This is a genomic window from Patulibacter ginsengiterrae (assembly GCF_056269115.1).
On sequence record NZ_JBWDOG010000003.1, the window covers coordinates 142,382 to 158,970 of the forward strand.

Genomic DNA, 16,589 nt, shown 5'->3' on the forward strand with positions numbered 1-16,589 from the left:
CCGCCCGGCCGGGCATCGGACGGACGCCGCCGTCCCCGGTTAGGCTGCAGGTCATGGCGGACGATCTGGTCAAGATCAAGGAGCAGATCTACCTCGACGAGCGGCCGGCGGAGCTGTTCGACCGCTACCACGCGCGGACCCGGGCGAAGGAGCCCGGTCCGGTCTACGACATCGTGCGCGCCGTGACGACCCTGGTCGGGATCGGGCTGTACCGCACGCGGGCCTACGGGACCGAGCGGATCCCGCGCTCGGGCCCGCTGGTGATCGCGCCGAACCACTTCTCCAACTTCGACCACTTCTTCATGGGCCTCGGGACCCGTCGGAAGATCCACTTCATGGCGAAGTCGCAGATGTTCACGTCGCCGATGGACAAGGTCTACGCCAACGGCGGGACCTTCCCCGTCCGCCGTGGGGCCCGCGACGCCGAGGCGTTCAAGACCGTCGACGCGATCCTCGGTCGTGGTGGCTGCATGGCGATGTACTGCGAGGGCGGTCGCTCGCGGACGGGCAAGCTCGCCGAGCATGCGAAGCCGGGCATCGGCCGGATCGCCCTCGAGAGCGGCGCGGTCGTGCTGCCGGTCGCGATCCACGGCAGCTCGCACGTGCGCAACCTCCGCCGCGGGCACTTCCCGCAGGTGACCGTCCTGTTCGGCGAGCCGATCCGGTACCAGCAGCAGGACGCCGCAGCCGTCGTCTCGCGCGAGGACTCGCAGGCGGTCGCCGACGAGATCTTCGGGGAGATCAAGCGGCTCTACGGCGTGATGGAGGACGGCGGCCGCGCGGCTGCGGCCGCCTACCGTCCTCCCGCCGCCGGCTGAGGCCGCGGGCTTGAGGGCGCGGGCTGAGGCGGCGGGCTTGAGGGCCGCCGGCTGAGGGCCGCAGCCCGACACGCCGGTGGGGAGACCGGTCGGGGGCGGCCACCGACCGCCCCTCGGACCGTCAGTGGATCCTCCGCTCGCAGCTGTCGTCGACGACGACGTCGTCGAGGTCGAGCACGACCGTGTCGTTGCCCGGCCCGCAGGTGATCCGGTCGACCTCGTTGTCGACGGCCTCGATCCGGTCGTCGCCTTCGCCGCCGATCAGGACGTCGCGGCCGTTGCTGCCGATCACCGTGTCGTTGCCGGCCCCACCGTCGACGGTGTCGTTGCCGGCGGCCCCGGTCACCCGGTCGTCGCCCTCGTTGCCGTAGAGCAGGTCGTTGCCGTTGCGGCCGTGGACGTCGTCGTTGCCGGGTCCGCCGTGGACCTCGTCGTCGCCGTTCTCGCCGTCGACGTAGTCGTCGCCGCCCTGGCCCCAGATCTTGTCGTTGCCGTCGGCGGTGATGATCGTGTCGACCCCGTCGGTCCCGACGATCGTGTCGTTGCCGGGGCCGCCGGAGAGCACGTTCGAGGCTCGCCCGGAGTCGTGGCCGGCCTCGGGCGGGACCTGCAGGACCGTCTCGCAGCTGCGCAGCGCGTCGCGCTTGGGGGCGGTGTTCTCGACCAGCACGACATCCTTGCCGGGACCGCAGTCGACCCGGTCGGCGTTGTTGTCGGCGGCGCGGATCACGTCGTCCCCGGGCCCGGCCACGATCCGATCGTTGCCGGGTCCGCCGACGATCGCGTCGTTGCCGTTGCCGCCGTCGATCCGGTCGTCGCCGCTGTTGCCGTCGAGCTGGTCGTTGCCGTCGCCGCCGATGATCCGGTTCTTGCCGATGTCGCCGATCACGATGTCGTCGTCCGGGCCGGCGTCGACCCGGTCGTTGCCGGTCCCGGTCAGGATCCGGTCGTTGCCGGCCCCACCCTCGAGGATGTCGTTGGCGTTGCCGCCGTCGAGCTGGTCGTCGCCGTTGCCGCCGACGAGCCGGTCTGTCCCGCGATTGCCGACGATCACGTCGTTGCCGTCGCCGCCGTCGAGCAGCGGGTCGTTGCCGAGCCCGCTCTCGATGATCCGGTCGTCGCCGGGCCCGCCGTTGACGGTGTCGTCGCCGTCGCCGGGATCGACGGCGTCGTTGCCCGGGCCGAGGTCGATCTGGTCGTTGCCCTGCCCGGTCTCCACGAAGTCGTTGCCGTCCCCGGCGACGACCCGGTCACTGCCGTCGCCGCCGAGGATCCGGTCGTTGCCGTTGCCCCCGTCGAGCACGTCCTGGCCGGCGCCGCCGTCGACCCGGTCGTCGCCGTCGCCGCCGAACAGCTCGTCGCGGTCGCGGTTGCCGCGCAGGTCGTCGTTGCCGCCGAGGCCGATCAGGCGGTCCTGCCCGCGGGTGCCCGTGAAGCGGTCGGGGCCCTCGGTGCCGATCCGGATCGCGAGCCCCGGCTGGGCGACGACCGCGGTCGGCGCCCGCTCGCCGAGCCGCACGGCCCGGGTCCGCCGCATGCTGGAGAACGGGACCAGCGAGAGCGAGCGCGAGCCGGCGTCACCGACGAGGACCTGGGTGCCGCCGTCGGTGACGGCAGGCAGTCCGGGGCCCCGGCCGACGCTGATGGTGCGGACCCGGCGCCCGCGAACGACGTCGACGATCGCGATCCGGTTGCCGCCCTTGGCCGCACCGACGACCGTGCGGCGGGCGTCGTCGGGGGCCGAGACCCCGCCGCCGACCCCGGCCGGCAGGCCGATCGTGCTGCGAACGGCGCCGGTCGCCGTGTTGAGCACGGTCAGCGTGCCGCGGCGGCGGCCGCTGCCCGGGGTCGCGACCAGCGCGGTCTCGCCGTCGGGCCGCACGGCGACGCCGCCCGCGGTGCCGAGCCGCAGCCGGCGGATGATCTGGCCCCGTGAGAGGTCGACCACGGCGACGCCCTGCTTGCCGAGCGCGACGATCGCCCGGGTGCCGGCGTCGTCGACGGCGAGCCCGGAGACGCTGGTCTTGGCGTCGAGTCGGATCCGGCTGACGGTCGCGAGGCTGCTGGCGTCGAGCACGGCGAGCGTGCGGCCACTGCCGACGAGGACGCGGGAGGCGGTCGAGGCGACGGCCAGCGCCTGCGGGGTCAGACCCGCGTTCGCGCGCGCGACGATCTGGCCGTTCGACGGGTCGACGGCGACGACCTCGCGCCCGGCGGCCGAGAACAGTCGCGATCCGTCACGGGCGAAGCCGACGGCCCGGGCGCCGCCGGGCAGGCGGACGGTGATCGTCGTGCGCATCGTGCGTAGGTCCCGCAGCTGCAGGCGCGCCGAGCCGTCGGCGACGGCAACGACCCGGGCGTCGGCCGCGGGCGCCGTGGCGAGCAGGGTGCTGGCGAGGGCGATCGTGGCGACGGCCAGCGACCGCAGCGAGGGGAGGGGAGCAGGGGGCCGCATCGCCTGTCGTAACCCGGCGAACGGCCGGTCGTTGCGGTGGGACGGACGAACGTCACGGTGCCGCTGCAAGGTTGCTTTCGCGGCAGAGGTCCCGGTGGAGGCGGAACGAATCCCGGGCCATGCGTCCCACCGTCCCCCTCGCCGGCGTCGCGGTCGTCGGCGTGCTCGTCGTGGCCTCGTCCGCCGGTGCCGTCGCCGGTCGCGACCTCTTGGAGACCGCGGCGAGCAACGAGACGAGCGCGACCGCCCTGCCGATCGTGCTCGGGGCGACCGTCGCCCAGCAGGTCGTGCTCGGCCCGCCGTCGGTGCGGGACGAGGACTGGTTCGTGGCGCGCGGCCGGCCCGGCTCGCTGGTGACCGTCTCGATCGTCCACGCGGGCGACGTCGCCCGTCGCGGCCTGGTCCTGGAGCTGTCGCGGGTGACGAGCACGGCGCCGCGCTGGTGGAAGGTCGGCAGCGGCGGCTCGGCGGTCGCTCGCGCCCGGCTCGGCGTCGACGGCCGACTGGTGCTGCACATCCGCTGCGCCGGCAGCGAGACCGTCGGCCCGTGCGCCACGCTGGGCGCGATCCCCTACCGCCTGCGGGTGGTGGCGGGGCGCCGCGCGGCCCGGCCCGCGGCGTCGGCGATCCGCCCGTCGAGCGCCGCGCCTGCTCCGCCGGCGGCGACCCCGGCCGCTCCGGCCACCACCCCGGTGGCCCCGGCCGCCCCGACCCCCGTGGCCCCGCTGACGCCGCCCGCCTCGGGTGGCATCAGCCTCGGCGGCCCCTGACCGTTCCCCCGACGCATCGTCCGGCGTCGCGGCCTGTCCGCGACGCCGGCCGCGTCTGATCGTCAGGTCCGACCGTCTGCCCGCGGACCGCCCGCGGACAGGCCGGCCGCGCCCGAACCGCCCTCAGCCGGTCATCCCGCCGAACTGCCCGCCGGTCACGTGCAGGGTCTGGCCGTGGACGTAGTTCGCCCACGGCGTGCAGAGCAGGAAGATCCCGCCGGCCGCCTCCTCGACGGTTCCCGGCCGGCCGAGCGGCACCATCATCGGGGCCAGCTCCCGCATCCCGTCGGGGATCCCCAGCTGGACCTGCTGCCCGTCGATCTCGGTCACGTTGGCGGCGTCCTTGCTCGCGGTCAGGCGGGTCTCGATCCAACCGAAGGCGACCGCGTTGACGTTGACCTTGAACTGGCCCCACTCCTTGGCCAGCGTCCGCGTCAGGCCGACGACCGCCGACTTGCCCGCCGAGTAGTTGGCCTGGCCGGCGTTGCCCATCGTGCCGCTGATCGAGCTGACGTTGACGATCTTGCGGAAGACCTCGATGCCCTCCGCGCGTTCCTTCTTGGCCGGCTCGCGCAGGTGCGGGGCGGCGGCACGGATCGTGCGGAAGGGCGCGACGACGTGGATGTCGAGCATCCGCTGGAACCAGTCGTCGCTCATCTTGTGGACGGGTGCGTCGAGCGTGTAGCCGGCGTTGTTGACGAGGATGTCGAGCTGGCCCCAGCTGTCGATCGCGTGCTGGACGAGCTTCTCGGGCGCGCCGTCCTTGGTCAGATCGCCGGCGAACACGGTCGTCTCACCGTCGAGCTCGTCGGCGGTCGCCCGGGCGAGGTCGGCGTCGAGGTCGTTGACGACGACCTTCGCGCCCTGCTCGAGCAGCAGCGCGGCGGTCGCGCGCCCGATCCCGCGCGCCGATCCGGTGACGATCGCCACCTTGCCGTCCAGAACTCCCATGCTGCCTCCTGCGTCGCGGTCGCTGACGGCCACCCTACCCGGCGTGCAGCAGCCGGATCCAGCGACGCGAGTCGGCGGGATCGATCACGTCGTCGATCTCCCAGTGGGCGGCGACGTTGAGGCCCTGGCCGTGCTCGTAGGCGGCAGCGACCGCGGCATCGTAGGCCTGCTGACGCTCGTCCGGGTCCGCGATCGCCTCCAGCTCGCGGCGGAGCCCGAGCCGGACGGCGCCCTCGAGACCCATCGCCCCGAACTCGGAGGTCGGCCAGCCGACGGCGAACAGGGGCGCCTTCATGCTGCCGCCCGCCATCGCCTGGGCGCCGAGGCCGTAGGCCTTGCGGAGCACGATCGTCCCGGTCGGGACGGTCAGGTTGGCGCCGGTCGTGAACAGCTTCGCCGCGCGGCGGACCATCGCCTGCTCCTCGGAGCCCGGTCCGACCATGAAGCCGGGGGTGTCGCAGAGGAACAGGACCGGCAGTCCGTGGGCCTCGCAGAGCTGGAGGAAGGCCGCGGCCTTGTCGGTCGCCTCGGCGTCGATCGCCCCGCCGAGGTGGCCGGGGTCGTTGGCGACCAGCCCGAGCGGTCGGCCCTCGACCCGGACCAGTGCCGTGAGCATGCCGGGCGCGAAGCCACGCCGCAGCTCGAGGACGGAGCCGACGTCGCAGAGCGTCTCGATCACCCCACGCACGTCGTAGATCCGCTTGCGGCGCTCGGGGATCAGGTCGCGCAGGCGCTCCTGGTCGGGGGCGATCCAGCCGTCGGTAGCGCCCTGGAAGTAGCCGAGGTAGCGCTGGGCGGCGGCCACCGCGGCCGCGTCGTCGGCGACCCGCAGGTCGACGACGCCGTTCTCGGCCTGGACGTCGATCGGGCCGATCTGCTCCGGGGTGACGGTGCCGAGGCCACCGCCTTCGATCATCGCCGGGCCGCCCATCCCGATGTTGGCGTCCTCGGTCGCGATCACCACGTCGCAGCAGCCGAGCAGCGCGGCGTTGCCGGCGAAGCAGCGGCCGGACGCGATCCCGATGGTCGGGACGCTGCCGCTGAGCTTGGCGAAGAGGTGGAAGGCCATGCAGTCGAGGCCGGCGACGAGCGGCAGGTCGACGTCGCCGGGGCGCCCGCCGCCGCCTTCGGCGAAGAGCACTACCGGCAGTCGCTGGCGGGCGGCGATCTCGAACAGCCGGTCCTTCTTGAGGTGGCCACGCATGCCCTGCGTGCCGGCCAGGACGGTGTAGTCGTAGCTCATCACCACGCAGCGCCCGCCGCCGTCGGCGCGGCTGCCGTTGACGGTCGCGACGCCGCCGATGATCCCGTCGGCGGGGGTCCGGGCGATCAGGTCCTCGCGGCTGCGGCGGCGCTCCTGGGCGGCGAACACCAGCGGCCCGTACTCGACGAAGCTGCCGGGGTCGACGAGGTCGTCGAGGTTCTCCCGCGCCGTCCGGCGGCCGAGCGCATGGCGCTTGGCGACCGCCTCGGGGCGCGCGGCGTCCTGGCCGAGCGCGTGGCGGGCGAGGACCGCCGCGAGGTCCGGGCGGGCGCCGTCCTGGTCCGGCGCGGTGGGGCCCGACGGAGCGGCGGGGCCCGGGGGGACGGTAGAGCCCGGCGGGACGGTGGGGCCCGACGGAGCGGCGGGGTCCGAGGGAACGGCGGGGGCCGGCGGAGTGGTCGCTGGTGCGGCGGCCGTGGTCCCGAGGCCGTGCTGGCGGCTGCCGTCGGCGGTCGCCTCCGGGGCGGGCGCCGCCTCGCTGCGCAGCACCGCCAGCGGCTGGCCTTCGACGACGCCGTCGCCGGCCTCGACCAGCAGCCGTACGAGGGTCCCGTCGGCCTCCGCCGCGACGACGTGCTCCATCTTCATGACCTCGAGGATCAGCAGCGGATCGCCGGCCGCGACGGTCATCCCTGGTTGTTGCTCGACGGTCGCGACGGCGCCGGTCAGCGGTGAGACGACGAGCACCTCGTCCGCGCCGATCGTGGGGGTGCGGCGGGCGTCCGGGCGGGCCATCGAGCGACCCTATCGGGCGTCGGGCCGGGGCTGGCGGCGACCGCCACGCCCGGCCCGAGGCCAACGCTGCTCAGACGCCCATCAGGCGCCCGATCACGTCCTTCATGATCTCGTCGGTGCCGCCGCCGATCGGTCCGAGCCGGGCGTCCCGGAGGGCCCGCTCGATCCCGTACTCCTTCATGTAGCCGGCACCGCCGTGCAGCTGGAGGCAGCGGTCGGTGATGTCGACCAACGCCCGCTGCGTCATCAGCTTGGTCATCGAGACCTCCTTGATCGCGGGGACCCCGGCGACGTGCTTGCGCAGCGTCTCGTAGGTCAGCGACCGGCAGGCCTCGATCGTCGTGCCCATCTCGGCGAGCGCCCAGCGGGTGCCCTGGAAGTCGGCGATCCGGCGCCCGAACGCCTGCCGCTGCTGCACGAACGCCATCGTCTGCTCGAGGGCGGCCTCCATCCCGGCGACGGCACCGAGCGACATCGACAGCCGCTCCCACTGGAAGTTGGCCATGATCAGCTTGAAGCCGCCGTCCAGCTCCCCGAGCAGGTGGTCCTCGGGAACGAAGACGTCGTCGAACGTGATCAGGGCGGTGTCGGACGCGTGCCAGCCGAGCTTCTCCAGCGGGCTGGCGGTGATCCCGTCGCCGCGGTCGGCCCCCAGCGCGCGCATGTCGTCCTCCGCATCACGGGATTCCCGCCCACCCAGGGGCGGACGCTCGATGACCAGGAACGAGATCCCGCCATGCCCGCCTTCACTGGTGGTCTTGACCGCGGTGACCATGTGCCGGGCGCGGATCCCGCCGGTGATGAAGCACTTCTCGCCGGAGACGACGAAGCCGCCGTCGACCTTGCGGGCGGTGGTCTGGATCCCGGCGACGTCGCTGCCGGTGCCCGGTTCGGTGATCGCCAGCGCGGCGATCCGCTCGCCGCGCAGGACCGGCCCGACCCACCGCTCCTGCTGCTCGGGGGTGCCGAACTTGACGATCGGGGGCGTGGCGATCGTCATCGGGGCTCCGAGCGCGGCGGAGACACCACCGGATCCGCAGCGCGCCAGCTCCTGCTGGAAGACGGCCTCATGGACGTGGCTGCCACCCTGGCCGCCGAGCTCGGTCGGGTAGGCGAGTCCGAGGAAGCCCAGCTCGCCGGCCCGCCGGAAGACCGACGAGGGCACCCACTTGGCGTCCTCCCAGGCCTGGACGTTGGGCGTGATCTCGGTCTCCGCCCAGCGCCGGATCGTGGCCCGCAGCTCCTCGTGCTCGGGCGTGAAGAGGTGGCCCCAACCGGTCCCGCCGTGGCCGAGACTGGCGGGATCGAGTCGGGGGGTGGTCGCCGACACGGGCGCCTACAGCCCGTAGGAGCGGCCGATGTACTCCAGCAGGGTCTCGTCGGTGCCGGCGCCGATCCGGTTCAGACGCAGGTCGCGCCAGGCCCGTTCGATCCCGTACTCCTTCATGTAGCCGGCGCCGCCGTGGATCTGGAGGCACTCGTCGGCGATCTCGCAGGCCATCCGGCTCGTGTAGAGCTTGGCCATCGAGATCTCGCGGACGGGATAGTCGCCCTGCATCACGCGCCAGGCGGTGTTGTAGGTCATCTGGCGGCCGGCTTCGAGCTTCGTCTCCATCTCGGCGAACTTCCAGCGGATCCCCTGGAACTTGCCGATCGGGCGGCCGAAGGCCTGGCGCTCCTTGGCGAACTGGAGGGTCCGCTCGATCAGGCGCTCGGCGGCGGCGACGGCCCCGGCGGCGGCGATCAGGCGCTCGCCCTGGAGCTCCCACATGATGTGGTAGAAGCCCTTGCCCTCCTCGCCGAGCAGGTTCTCGGCGGGCACGCGAACGTCCTGGAACGCCAGCAGCGCGGTGTCGGAGGCGTGCATGCCGAGCTTCTCGAGCCGCTTCTCGCGGACGACGCCGGGCGCGTCCATGTCGACGATCAGCAGGCTGAAGCCGCCGTAGCCGGCGTCCGGGTCGGTCTTGACGACGAGGACGATGTAGTCGGCGCGGTGGCCGTTGGTGATGTAGAGCTTCGAGCCGTTGACGACCCATTCGTCGCCGTCGCGCACGGCCGTCGTCTGGATCCCGGCGACGTCGCTGCCGGCGCCCGGCTCGGTGATGCCGAGGCAGGCGATCTTCTCGCCCTTCAGCGCGGGGACGAGGTACTGGAGCTTCTGCTCGTGGGTGCCCAGCAGCTTGATGACCGGGTTGGCCATGTCGGTGTGGACGGCGACACCCATCACGAGGCCGCCGGAGTGGCTGCGTGACATCTCCTCGGCGAGGACGATCTGGGTCGCGTAGTCGCCGCCCTGCCCGCCGTACTCCTCGGGGTAGTGGAGGCCGAGGAAGCCCAGCTCTCCCATCCGCTTGAAGACCGAGTCGGGGAAGGTCGTCTCCTCCCACTCGTCGGCGTGGGGGGCCAGCTCGCGCTCGACGAACTGCCGGATCGACCCGCGCAGCTCCTCGTGCTCGTCGGTGAAGATCGGGTGCCGAGCGGCGCTGGCGTGATCGGGCTTCGGAACGCTCTCCGTGGACATGCGCCAAAAGTAGCAGGTGGCACGTTCTACTTGTGTCGTTTTCGTGGTTTTCGCTACGGAGGCGTAGGAAGTGTCCGCGGATGGTCGGTGGATGCGAGGCGCCCGGCGGTGGCCGGCGAGACCCGGCTGGCGGCGCGCGGGCTGGCTGGCGGGTGCCTGGCGCGGGTGATCGTCCGAGCTGGACCATGTCGCCCGGGCCTGGGGGAGGATCGGTGTACATCCAATACACACAAGGAGTTTCCGATGTCCCGTTTCCTCTCCCACGACGTCAGGCGCCGCAATCTGCGGCGCCTGATCGCCCCAGTCCTGGCCACCGCGCTGGTCCTCGTCGGCTCCACCGCCTCCGCGTCGGCGGCCGACCGCTACGTCGCGCTCGGCGATTCGTACTCCTCCGGCACCGGTACCCGGGTCTACACCAACACCGCTTGTCAGCGGTCGAACTCCGCCTACCCGGCGCTGGTCGGCGCGCAGCGGCCGAACACGTCGCTGGTGTTCGTCGCCTGCTCCGGGGCGACGACGACCGACGTGATCAACAACCAGGTCAGCTCGTTGACCGCCGAAACGAAGATCGTGACGATCACGATCGGGGGCAACGACGCCGGCTTCGGCAACGTGATCCTCGAGTGCGCCAAGCCGGCCTGGCTGTCGAACTGCGCGGGCAAGGTGACCACGGCCCAGAGCTTCATCCAGAACACGTTGCCGGCCCGCCTGAACGCCGTCTTCACGCAGATCCAGACGCGCTCGCCGACGGCCACGGTGGTCGTCCTGGACTACCCGCGCCTCTTCAACGGCGAGGACTGCAACGCGGCGACGTTCTTCAGCCCCGACGACGAGACCCGCCTGAACGCCACGGCCGATCTGCTGCGGACGACGTTGCAGGCACGGGCGACGGCCTACGGCTTCAGCTTCGGCAACGTGATTCCGGCGTTCATCGGTCACGCCGTCTGCGACTCGCCGGAGTGGATCAACGGCCTGAGCAATCCCACGGGGGAGAGCTACCACCCCAACACGACCGGCCACAGCAGCGGCTACGCGCCGGTCGTGCGCGCGATCGTCGGGTAGGTCGTCGGCTTGGCCGGCCACAGCACGGAGCTGGGGGCCGGCCGATCCCGACCGTGGGAGTGCGTCGACGATCGGCACCTTCCCCGCTGTCCCGGCAGGCGGCAGCAGGGCACCGCGGTTCCGGGTGCGCAAGGATCCGCCGCGAGCAGCGACCGATCGCGGTGCGATCGCGCTGACCCAACGAGGAGGAGTGCCGTGAGCGAGATGCAGACCGATCCGCTGGTGCGGGTGACGATCGAGGACACCGGGGTGGCCACGATCGCTCTGGACGATCCGAAGACGCGCAATGCGCTCTCCGACGGGATGCTCGACGAGCTGCTCGCCGCCTTCGAGCGCTGTCGCGACGACGACGGCGTCCGCTGCGTGGTCCTGACCTCGACCCACGAGACGACGTTCTCCTCGGGGGGCAATCTGGCGGGCTTCGCGGCCGAGGTGCCGCTGCTCCACAAGTACCAGGCGATCGATCGCTTCCCGCGGTTGTTCCGGTTGATCCTGGACCTCGGCAAGCCGACCGTCTGCCGGGCCAACGGCCACGTCCTCGCCGGTGCATTGGGGCTCGCCCTCGCCTGTGACCTGATCGTTGCCGACGAGCGGGCGACGTTCGGGACCCCCGAGATCAACGTCGGGGTCTTCCCGTTCATGATCATGGCGCTCATCTACCGCAACGTCGGGCGCAAGAAGGCGACCGAGCTGCTGTTGCTGGGGGAGCGGATCAGCGCGCAGGAGGCGGAACGGATCGGGATCGTCAACCGGGTGGTGGCCGGGGACGAGCTGGACGCCGCGGTCGACGCCTGGGCGGGCAAGATCGCCCGCTCCTCGCCGCTGCTGATGCGGATGGGCAAGGACGCCATCTCCCGGCAGATGGACCTGTCGCTCGACGACGGCCTCGACTACCTGCGGGGGCAGCTCGCGCTGGCGTTCTCGACCGAGGACATCCAGGAAGGCGTGAAGGCGTTCTTCGAGAAGCGGGACCCGGAGTGGAGCGGGCGCTGAACCGGCGACCGGTCGGGCGCGACGACCGCTCCCGGCCGGTGGGGTGGTGCCCGCTATCGTCGCGGCATGCCGATCCTGGAGTCCGTTGATGCTTGAGCGCCGCATGCTCGTCCCCGCGCTGGTCGGCCTGGGGGTCGGCATCGTCGTCGGGTTGCTGGTCGGGAACGTCCTCATGGGCGTCGTGCTGGGCATCTTCCTCGGGGTGACCTCGGTCATCCGGCGCCGCGTGGCCAACAAGCTGCTGGCCGAGCGGCTGGCCGAGAGCGAGCACGGGGACGGACCCCGGTAGGTCCGGAAGGCAAGCACGATCAGGAGCCCCAGTAGTTGGCCCCGCGGACGATCAGGTGCATGGTGCTGGCCTCGACGCGGCAGAGCGAACGGGCGTAGCGGCCGGACCGTCGTGCCGCGCACAGGCGCAGCATCTCGGTACGGAACCGGTGGTCGATCCAGCGCCGGGTCCGCTCGTTCCGGCTGAGCCGCAGGCCCCGCCCGTAGTTGCGGTAGCCGAAGTCGTGCAGCCGGCACGCGGGGAGGAACGTCGCCGCCCACGGGGGTGGGGTCAGGGTGCAGTCGTCGGTCGTCCAGTCGTACGCGCCGGGGCGTTGCGGAGACGCGCGAAGCGAGGCGAACGCGGCCGTGTCGAGCCGCATGATCCGGTCGGCCTCGGCCCGCAACGACTGCTCGCGGGCGGTTGCGGGCGAGGCGCAGGCGACGAGCAGGCCGACGCTTGCGGCGGCAGCCAGTCCCGGGCGGAGGTGGTGGGGGAAGGGCGGCACGCCGGGCTCCTCGAGGGGTGGGCAGCAGGGGTGGTCGGGAGGTGTTCTGCCCGGTGCTGCTGCGTCGTTGACGCCAACCTAGGTCGGTTCTCGAGGGCTATGCCGATCGGCACGGAATCGGCACGAAGCTGGAGCCCGACCGACACACGGCGCCACAGCTCCGTCGCAGACCCCGTGATGCTCCGCCGCTGACGGTGCTGATCGCTGGGGCGTGATTTCGTCCCGTAGTTGGCACGATTTCGGCACAGTTGGGGGGTAGAGCGGGCACAGGTCGTCGGGGCAGCATGAGCCCATGACCCAGCACCGGCACAGCGACCACCGACAGACGGGGCACCCCCAGGTGGCGTGCGCACGATCGCGAACGGACGTGAGCCGTGAGGCCGGGCGGTTCGCCGACGCCGACCATCTCGCGCTGGTCGGCGAGATCGTCGAGGTCGGCGTCGACAACCTGTGCACGTGGATCCCGCGGTTCACCGATCCGTTGGACGCCGAGATGCTGGCGTCGGACATCTGCGGCCGGTGGCACACGGACACGGCCGGATGGGAGAGCGGCCACGAGCGGCTGGTGGCGACCGCGCTGACCGACGCGCTGGCGGTCCGCGGAGACGGGCCGGCTCTGGCGGGTCTTCGCGCCCTGGCCAGCGGGGGCAGCGATGTCGTTGCCCGGCTGGCCGGCCGGGCGGCCGAGCGGCTTGCTGACCGCGGGCTGGCCGATCCCTCGTGGTGGGCGGCCCGACGCACGACCAGGTCGACGCGAGCCGGGCTGCTGGTGGCGCCGGAGGACCGCAGCACCGAGGTGATCCTGATCGAGTTCGACCGGACAAGAGGGGCTCGGCACTGCATCGTCGCCGTGGTCGCGCACGAACGGGGCGGGGTCGCGACCTTGTTGGACGTGACGCAGGACGCCGACGCACTCGGGCGGCACTGTGCCGACGAGCAGGGCGGCCCGGCGATCGGCCTGCTGCCGCTGGGCCTGGGGGAGGCGCGAACCCGGATCGTCCAGGCGATGCGCCGGGCGGAGACGATCGGTGACCCGATGCGGGCCGAGAGCTACGGGTGGTACCGCGGGTTGGTCCAACGGCGACTCGAGCTGGTCGGTCGCGAGGTCCAGCGCCGGCACGAGTCGGCTCCCGAGCTCCGCTCACAGGGGCGGGCGGCGTGATCGCCGCCGACCAGGCGGGCAACGTGGCCGAGCGCCGGCTCGCGGGCCCGCAGGGGCGCACGCCGATCGGGCGTCCGCCCCTCGTGCGGTCGGCCGGTTCCCGGCGCCGTCTGCTAGAAGCACCGCATGCCCAAGACCGCGTACTGGCACCTCGGCGCCGTTCTATTCCTGATCATCGGGGTCGTCAGCCTGACCTCCGCGGCCACGCTCCCCGGCATTCTCGCGCTGGTGATCGCCGTCGCGCTGTTGTACGCCGGCATCCTCGAGGCCCGCAGGAGCCGCAACGGGGGCTGAGCGACGGCGCGGTTCGCCACCGTCGCTCGCGGTACGGGCGTGGGTCCCGCGCTCAGTCGAGGAAGGCCCCGCCGCGCACCATCTCCATCCGCGTGACGAGACGCGCGGCGCCGCCGGCGTCCGCCGGCAGGTGGGCGTCGAGGAGCGCGTTCACCAGGGTCGAGCGACGGACGGACGCGACGCGGCCGGTTGCCCCGGCAACGACGTCGTCGAGCTCCGCGCGGAGCGGTTCGGGGAGGCGTGCGTTGCGCTCCTCCCACGGGTGCTCGAGGGCTTCGAGGCGGCGGCGGCGGTAGCCACCGATGGCACGAGCGGCAGCTTCGCCGTCGGCCGGCAGGTGGAAGTGGAGGACGGCGGTCACGATCGCGGCGAACGTGACCCGCGGGCCGGTCCGGGCCACCAGCTCGTCAGCCCGGACGGAGAGGTCGCGGTCGAGGATCAGGGCGGTCTGCTTCGGGCGGCCGAGCAGGCGCTCCGGACGCAGGGCCTCGGGGTCCAGGGCTGCCGCCCACGCGGGCAGGTCGGCGTCGGAAGCGGACTCGGAGACGGAGCTGCTTGCCACGACTTCGGGCTCGGCGGCTGGCGACGGGAAGGACGACGGGGCCGGGGCCACGCTCAGCAGGGGGTCGACGATCGCGGCCACCGTGGGCTCCTCGATCGGCTGCGGCGCGGGGGCCGCGGTCGGACGGGCTTCCGTCGTCGTGTCAGCCGTCGGTGCCGGGGCGTCGGTGCTCGCGAGATCGGCTTCCGCGGCCGGGGGCGCCACGGCGACCGGCTTGCGGGTGATCGTGACCACCGACGGGGTCTCGTCGGGCGTCTCGGGCAGGTCGAGCGGGCTGCGCAGACCGCTCGGGGACAGCTTCAAACGGGCCATCAGGCGGCCTCCGCCAGGTTCGAATCGGGTGTCTTGGTTCCGGCTTCCGTCCGCTGGATCTCCTCGGCGAGCTGCCGGAAGGCGGTGGCCCCGCGGCCGTCAGGACGGCGGAGCACCAGCGGGATGCCCTCGGTCGTCGCGTCGTGGAAGCCGGATCGCATCGGGATCTGGGCCTCCAGGAGCGGCGCGTCGAGCGCGGGAAGCGCGTCGTTGAGGGTCTGGAAGGTGTTGCGGCGAGCGTCGACGTTGTTCCGCAGCAGGCCGAGCGTCTGGACGCTGACGCGTCGGCGGCGCAGTGTCTCCAACGTCGAGAGCAGCGTTGCCGCGCCCTTGTAGGCGTTGCGGTCGATCATCGAGATCGGGACCAGGACCTCGGCGGCCGCGACGAACGCGTTGACCGTCAGCAGCCCCAGGTTCGGCGGGCAGTCGATCAGGACGAAGTCGTAGCGACCGATGGTCTCGTTCAGGGCCTCCGCCAGGAACTCCTCGCGGCGCACCTGCGAGACGAGCGTCAGCTCGACGTCCGCCATCCGGCTGTCGCCGGCCAACAGGTCGACACCGGGGGCGGCGTCGGCGATCAGGGCCCCGTCCGCCTCGGCCTCGCCGAGGAAGACGTCCGCGATCGTGCTCGGAGCGTCCTCGGGCGCGAAGCCGAACATCGCGGTCGTATCGAACTGCGGGTCGGCATCGACGACGAGCGTGCGACGACCGGCCTGCCCGAGGGCGACGGCCAGGTTGACGGTCACGGTGCTCTTGCCGGCGCCGCCCTTCTGGTTGGCGACGGCGATCACGCGGGTCATCGGATGGCGTCCTTCTGGTGGCGGGGGCGAGGCGGGTGCGGCAGGACCGGCAGGTCAGGCGCGCGGGGACCGGGCGGGGCTCGGTCCTTCGCTCGCTGGTTCTCCGTCGCGCGCGGAACTCCTTCCTGCCGATCGCGCGGATCTCCGCGCCTTCGACCGCGCGACCGGCGGTCCGGTCGCGCTGCCGCTCGGCCGGCCGAGCGGCCAGTCCCGCTGGCCGCCATCCGCCCGACCGCTCCTCCCTGGACCCGGCCGCCCACCCGAACCAGCCCCCGAGCGTCCGCCACGTCTTCCGGCCGAGACCTCCGACGTCCGCCCGTCGGCGCCACCGTTCGCCAGACCGGGCGGCCGGCCGTGCACCCGGCCCGTCCGCCGAGCGCGCTGCCGTCCCCACGGTTGCCCGAGCGGTCCACGCCCCGGCGGCTCGCACGGACCCGCGGCCGTCCACCCGCCCGGGAGTGCGGGCGACGGGTCGCACGGCTCGTCGTCGCGCCGCCCGGTCGAGCGCCCGCACGCTGCACCGCGCCCGCACCGCACCGTCCGCGCGGGCAGCAGTCCGTCCGGTGGCCCGACCGGCGGCGCCGTCGTCCCCACATCGAGCCGCGCGCACGTCCCCGCCCCGGACCGCGCGCACGAGCCGCCGTCCGTGAGCGCATCGCGCCGCCCGTCGTCGCGCCCGCCCGGGGGACCGGACCCTCGGCGCACCGCCCCTCTGACCGCTCCGACCCGCGGTGGCTCGCGCGGCGGCGCGCCCGACGACGCGCTCGGCGATCCGCTCGCGGTCGCGTCCCGTCGTTCGGTGCCCCGCACGGAGGCTCGCCCGCTGCCTCCGACCTCCGGCCGGACCCGCGGGCGCCGGTTCGGGCGGAGGTCCGCTCACGGTCGCGGCCGGCCGACCGCGCGCCCGGTCCTGGTCCCGACCGTCGCACCGGACCCCGACTCGCGCCCAGCAGCGAGCTTCCGTCCTCGCGATCGTCCATGCTGTGACCCTCGCGCTGGTCCTAGCTGATCGGACGTCGACCCCCGTCCGCCGCCGCTCCCGTCCGGGATGACGTCGCGAGCGGGGCTCGGAGCTCGGTGATCGAGGCCCCGACCAGGGGGCTCGACGGAGCGG

Annotated in this window: 15 protein-coding genes; 7 read left to right on the plus strand and 8 right to left on the minus strand. The window is 73.0% G+C overall.

Annotation, left to right across the window (positions count from 1 at the left end; genetic code table 11):
- Positions 1 to 53: 53 nt before the first annotated feature.
- A complete protein-coding gene (locus tag ACVUH9_RS07190) occupies positions 54 to 818 on the plus strand; it encodes a lysophospholipid acyltransferase family protein (protein ID WP_475755364.1) in 765 nt (254 codons plus the stop codon).
- Positions 819 to 939: 121 nt separating this feature from the next.
- Here the strand turns inward: ACVUH9_RS07190 and ACVUH9_RS07195 are convergent, their stop codons facing one another.
- Positions 940 to 3,273: a hypothetical protein gene (locus tag ACVUH9_RS07195; RefSeq protein WP_475755366.1), complete on the minus strand. Its 2,334-nt coding sequence runs from the start codon at positions 3,271 to 3,273 to the stop codon at positions 940 to 942.
- Positions 3,274 to 3,392: 119 nt separating this feature from the next.
- Between ACVUH9_RS07195 and ACVUH9_RS07200 the strand changes: the two genes are divergently transcribed.
- Positions 3,393 to 4,043, plus strand: a complete 651-nt coding sequence (locus ACVUH9_RS07200) for a hypothetical protein (RefSeq protein ID WP_475755368.1) — start codon at positions 3,393 to 3,395, stop codon at positions 4,041 to 4,043.
- Positions 4,044 to 4,166: 123 nt separating this feature from the next.
- Here the strand turns inward: ACVUH9_RS07200 and ACVUH9_RS07205 are convergent, their stop codons facing one another.
- The 4 genes from ACVUH9_RS07205 to ACVUH9_RS07220 form a co-directional block, all read right to left on the minus strand.
- A complete protein-coding gene (locus ACVUH9_RS07205; protein WP_475755370.1) occupies positions 4,167 to 4,994 on the minus strand; it encodes an SDR family NAD(P)-dependent oxidoreductase in 828 nt (275 codons plus the stop codon).
- A gap of 34 nt (positions 4,995 to 5,028) precedes the next feature.
- Positions 5,029 to 6,993 carry a carboxyl transferase domain-containing protein gene (locus ACVUH9_RS07210; protein ID WP_475755372.1) on the minus strand — a complete coding sequence of 655 codons (1,965 nt, stop codon included), beginning with the start codon at positions 6,991 to 6,993 and terminating at the stop codon, positions 5,029 to 5,031.
- Between the two features lie 70 nt (positions 6,994 to 7,063).
- Entirely contained in the window at positions 7,064 to 8,323 is a 1,260-nt protein-coding gene (locus ACVUH9_RS07215; protein WP_475755374.1) for an acyl-CoA dehydrogenase family protein, read from the minus strand.
- 6 nt (positions 8,324 to 8,329) lie between these two features.
- The gene (locus ACVUH9_RS07220) at positions 8,330 to 9,514 is read right to left on the minus strand and encodes an acyl-CoA dehydrogenase family protein (RefSeq protein WP_475755375.1); all 1,185 of its coding nucleotides are present in this window, start codon (positions 9,512 to 9,514) and stop codon (positions 8,330 to 8,332) included.
- A 243-nt stretch (positions 9,515 to 9,757) separates the two neighbouring features.
- On the opposite strand from ACVUH9_RS07220, the gene ACVUH9_RS07225 reads away from it, so the two are divergent.
- From ACVUH9_RS07225 to ACVUH9_RS07235, 3 genes are all read left to right on the plus strand, one after another.
- Positions 9,758 to 10,576: an SGNH/GDSL hydrolase family protein gene (locus tag ACVUH9_RS07225; RefSeq protein ID WP_475755376.1), complete on the plus strand. Its 819-nt coding sequence runs from the start codon at positions 9,758 to 9,760 to the stop codon at positions 10,574 to 10,576.
- 204 nt (positions 10,577 to 10,780) lie between these two features.
- Positions 10,781 to 11,569 carry an enoyl-CoA hydratase/isomerase family protein gene (locus tag ACVUH9_RS07230; protein WP_475755639.1) on the plus strand — a complete coding sequence of 263 codons (789 nt, stop codon included), beginning with the start codon at positions 10,781 to 10,783 and terminating at the stop codon, positions 11,567 to 11,569.
- Positions 11,570 to 11,657: 88 nt separating this feature from the next.
- A complete protein-coding gene (locus ACVUH9_RS07235; RefSeq protein ID WP_475755378.1) occupies positions 11,658 to 11,858 on the plus strand; it encodes a hypothetical protein in 201 nt (66 codons plus the stop codon).
- A 19-nt stretch (positions 11,859 to 11,877) separates the two neighbouring features.
- Here ACVUH9_RS07235 and ACVUH9_RS07240 read toward each other — a convergent pair whose 3' ends face one another.
- Entirely contained in the window at positions 11,878 to 12,345 is a 468-nt protein-coding gene (locus ACVUH9_RS07240; RefSeq protein ID WP_475755380.1) for a phospholipase A2, read from the minus strand.
- 367 nt (positions 12,346 to 12,712) lie between these two features.
- Here ACVUH9_RS07240 and ACVUH9_RS07245 point away from each other — a divergent pair, with 367 nt between their 5' ends.
- On the plus strand, positions 12,713 to 13,507 hold the full coding sequence (locus tag ACVUH9_RS07245) for a hypothetical protein (RefSeq protein ID WP_475755382.1): 795 nt from the start codon (positions 12,713 to 12,715) through the stop codon (positions 13,505 to 13,507).
- 126 nt (positions 13,508 to 13,633) lie between these two features.
- On the plus strand, positions 13,634 to 13,801 hold the full coding sequence (locus tag ACVUH9_RS07250; RefSeq protein WP_475755384.1) for a hypothetical protein: 168 nt from the start codon (positions 13,634 to 13,636) through the stop codon (positions 13,799 to 13,801).
- A gap of 52 nt (positions 13,802 to 13,853) precedes the next feature.
- Here the strand turns inward: ACVUH9_RS07250 and ACVUH9_RS07255 are convergent, their stop codons facing one another.
- Positions 13,854 to 14,675, minus strand: a complete 822-nt coding sequence (locus tag ACVUH9_RS07255; protein ID WP_475755386.1) for a hypothetical protein — start codon at positions 14,673 to 14,675, stop codon at positions 13,854 to 13,856.
- Positions 14,675 to 15,475, minus strand: coding sequence for a ParA family protein (locus ACVUH9_RS07260; RefSeq protein WP_475755388.1), 801 nt, complete (start codon positions 15,473 to 15,475; stop codon positions 14,675 to 14,677). Before ACVUH9_RS07260 ends, ACVUH9_RS07255 begins: the two co-directional genes overlap by 1 nt.
- Positions 15,476 to 16,589 lie beyond the last annotated feature (1,114 nt).

Bases quoted from the DNA above. Each gene is read 5' to 3' on its own strand.
- ACVUH9_RS07190 (WP_475755364.1), top strand. From the start codon at position 54: ATGGCGGACGATCTGGTCAAGATCAAGGAGCAGATCTACCTCGACGAG.
- ACVUH9_RS07195 (WP_475755366.1), bottom strand. From the start codon at position 3,273: ATGCGGCCCCCTGCTCCCCTCCCCTCGCTGCGGTCGCTGGCCGTCGCC.
- ACVUH9_RS07200 (WP_475755368.1), top strand. From the start codon at position 3,393: ATGCGTCCCACCGTCCCCCTCGCCGGCGTCGCGGTCGTCGGCGTGCTC.
- ACVUH9_RS07205 (WP_475755370.1), bottom strand. From the start codon at position 4,994: ATGGGAGTTCTGGACGGCAAGGTGGCGATCGTCACCGGATCGGCGCGC.
- ACVUH9_RS07210 (WP_475755372.1), bottom strand. From the start codon at position 6,993: ATGGCCCGCCCGGACGCCCGCCGCACCCCCACGATCGGCGCGGACGAG.
- ACVUH9_RS07220 (WP_475755375.1), bottom strand. From the start codon at position 9,514: ATGTCCACGGAGAGCGTTCCGAAGCCCGATCACGCCAGCGCCGCTCGG.
- ACVUH9_RS07225 (WP_475755376.1), top strand. From the start codon at position 9,758: ATGTCCCGTTTCCTCTCCCACGACGTCAGGCGCCGCAATCTGCGGCGC.
- ACVUH9_RS07230 (WP_475755639.1), top strand. From the start codon at position 10,781: ATGCAGACCGATCCGCTGGTGCGGGTGACGATCGAGGACACCGGGGTG.
- ACVUH9_RS07235 (WP_475755378.1), top strand. From the start codon at position 11,658: ATGCTTGAGCGCCGCATGCTCGTCCCCGCGCTGGTCGGCCTGGGGGTC.
- ACVUH9_RS07250 (WP_475755384.1), top strand. From the start codon at position 13,634: ATGCCCAAGACCGCGTACTGGCACCTCGGCGCCGTTCTATTCCTGATC.
- ACVUH9_RS07255 (WP_475755386.1), bottom strand. From the start codon at position 14,675: ATGGCCCGTTTGAAGCTGTCCCCGAGCGGTCTGCGCAGCCCGCTCGAC.
- ACVUH9_RS07260 (WP_475755388.1), bottom strand. From the start codon at position 15,475: ATGACCCGCGTGATCGCCGTCGCCAACCAGAAGGGCGGCGCCGGCAAG.